This window comes from Erythrobacter sp. (genome assembly GCF_023653175.1).
Lineage (GTDB): Bacteria > Pseudomonadota > Alphaproteobacteria > Sphingomonadales > Sphingomonadaceae > Erythrobacter.
Map to the genome: position 1 here is coordinate 1 of NZ_JAMNXL010000285.1, position 2,601 is coordinate 2,601.

Genomic DNA, 2,601 nt, shown 5'->3' on the forward strand with positions numbered 1-2,601 from the left:
GAACGTGCTCAGTACATCTATTGATCGTGCGCCCAACTCGATCATTGGCAGTTCCCTGTGACTTAAGGATCCCTGTCGCGTCTTCGAATTTACAACTTTCGTCGATCCAGTAGCCGGTATCGGGGCACCGCGCATAGTAAGGCTCACGGGTTCTTTCTCGTTCGATGAACTGCTCGACCGTCATCCCCTTCAGGGCCGCATCAACCATGGCCCGGTCGCACGAACCGTCGTCATCTTCCGGACAGGTTGCGCTTGAGGGCTCCCGAGCCATGACGACGTCCTGGTCTGAAACGGCGATTGAACTGGCGGGACTGCACGCACCCTCACCAAGCGCCAGAAGAGCCAAGGAAACAATCGCAAGCCGCGCGGCGTGACCCCTGTTTGGTAGCAGCGCAGGCATGGGCGGCGAAACTCTCTCCATGGCTTTTCTCGCCACCGGCTATGCCGAGGGTTGGCGCGGCAAGCAAGCTAGCGGATTTGGGGCGACGCATGTCACCGCCAATGCGGTCTCAGTCCGGCTTCCACATCAGGATACGGTAGCGGCCATCCTTGCTGCGGCGCTTTTCGAGCCAGAACCGCCCGGTTCCTGCGGTCAGCGGAGCAAGGTAGGCTTGGCAGTCGACCGCAAACTCGCTGTAGTATTGCCGGGTAAGCATGATCTTGCCGTTCTTGCGGACGATCCGGCCCAGCAGCTCTCCCATGCCGGGCTCCGGCCAGATTTCGCTGGCGTCATCGGGAATTTCCTCGCCCGTGCGCCCGTCGACAAACCGGAACTCCCCGCGCACCGCGAAAACATCCGCACGGCGCGGAATTTCGCGGGGCGACGAGCCCTTGGCCCACCTGAAGGAGCAGGCCTCGGCCGGGAGCGGTGCGGCCAAGGCGGCGAGTGCCAGCAACAGGGCCACGCGGCGCTTCACCCCCGCCCTCCCCGCTTCTCGCAGCGCAAGACCATGCCGAATTCCTCCAGCCAATCGGCCTTGGTCGGCAGCAGATATTGCAGCGCCTCGGGGAGCAGGCCGTGGAGCGCGGTGGCGTGGCGGAGTTCCTTGCGGCGGTCTGAGAAGCAGTAGGGCTGACTGGCGGGCAAGTTGGCGAGCAGGCGCTCCATGCCCGTCTCGGTCGCCCCGCCCTCGTCGGCGAGGCTGAGGTAGAGCGGCGGGCGCTGGCCCTCGCCCAATGGTTTGCGGCTCAGTGCCTCGATATCCCATTGCAGGCTCGGGCTGATCGCGGCGTAGCCGGTGAACAGGCCGGGAGCCTCGGCCCATGTCTCGACCACGAAATGCCCCGCCGCGCTCTCGCCGACGAGGATCGCGCGGCCATCATGGCGATAGCGGGCCTCGACCATCGGCTTGACCGTGTCCGCCAGCCATGCGCGGAACGCCGCACTGTCGCCCGCAGTGGGCCAGCGTTTGCGCTCCGCCGCATCGCCGGTGGGCGGGAGCAGTTCGCGCTGGCGGTCGCGGGTCTCGATCCCCACGACGATCGCATCCGCGCTGCGACCCCACAGCGCGCCCCAGCGCATCAGGCCAGTGCCCATCATCAGGTCCTGCGTCATCGCCCCGTCGAGCTGGTAGACCACCGGCCAGCGCTTTTCCGGATCCTTGGCGTAGTCGGGCGGGAGGACGATGTTGACCGCGCGGGCCTGCCCCAGCGCCTCGAGCGTCACGGTCTCGCCGATCACCAGCGGCTGCGGCGCGGGTGCAGGTGCGGTCGCCGCGAGGGCCGCCGCGGCCAGTAGTCCGATCACTCCGCCGGCACCGCGCTCTTGCACGCCCGCGCGGGTTCCTCGCCCTTCAATGCGGTGAGGCCGAGCTTGGCAAAAAGCGCACCGTCCTTGTCGTCGCCCGCGTTGGGCGCGGTCAGCAGCTTGTCGCCGGTGAAGATCGAATTCGCGCCCGCAAGGAAGCACAGCGCCTGCGTGGCTTCGCTCATGGACTCGCGCCCGGCCGAGAGCCGAACCATCGAGCGCGGCATGGTGATGCGCGCGACCGCGACCGTGCGGACGAACTCGATATCGTCGATCTTGGCGAGCGGCGTGTCGGCCAGCATGTTGCCGAGCACCGTGCCCTTGACCGGCACCAGCGCGTTGACCGGCACGCTCTCGGGATGCTGCGGCAGGGTCGCGAGGGTGTGGATGAACCCCACCCGGTCCTCGCGCGTCTCGCCCATGCCGACGATTCCGCCGGAGCAGACGTTGATCCCCGCCTTGCGGACGTGATCGAGCGTGTCGAGCCGGCACTGGAAGTCGCGGGTGGAGATGACGCGCTCGTAATATTCCGGCGAGCTGTCGATATTGTGGTTGTAGTAGTCGAGCCCCGCCTCGGCCAGCATCTCGGCCTGATGCGGCTCGAGCATCCCCAGCGTCATGCAGGTCTCCAGCCCCATGTCGCGCACGCCCTTCACGATCTCGACAATCGCGGGCATGTCGCGGTCCTTGGGATTGCGCCACGCCGCGCCCATGCAGAACCGCTGCGATCCGGCATCCTTGGCCTGCGCCGCCCGTTGGAGCACGGCCTGCACGTCCATCAGCTTGGTGGCTTCAACGCCGGAGTCAGCCTTCACCGACTGCGAGCAATAGCCGCAATCCTCCGGACACCCGCC

Annotated in this window: 4 protein-coding genes; all 4 read right to left on the reverse strand. The window is 66.7% G+C overall.

From position 1 onward, the window contains the following. On the reverse strand, positions 1-400 hold a 400-nt coding region (locus tag NBV68_RS18945), incomplete at its 3' end, for a hypothetical protein (RefSeq protein WP_296313040.1). 109 nt (positions 401-509) lie between these two features. Continuing rightward, complete coding sequence (locus NBV68_RS18950; RefSeq protein ID WP_296313042.1) at positions 510-917, reverse strand: hypothetical protein; 408 nt, start codon at positions 915-917, stop codon at positions 510-512. Further along, positions 914-1,747, reverse strand: a complete 834-nt coding sequence (locus tag NBV68_RS18955) for an alpha/beta hydrolase-fold protein (RefSeq protein WP_296313044.1) — start codon at positions 1,745-1,747, stop codon at positions 914-916. Before NBV68_RS18955 ends, NBV68_RS18950 begins: the two co-directional genes overlap by 4 nt. Then, positions 1,744-2,601: biotin synthase BioB (bioB, locus tag NBV68_RS18960; protein ID WP_296313046.1), on the reverse strand; the 858-nt coding region annotated here is incomplete at its 5' end. The genes bioB and NBV68_RS18955, both read right to left, overlap by 4 nt.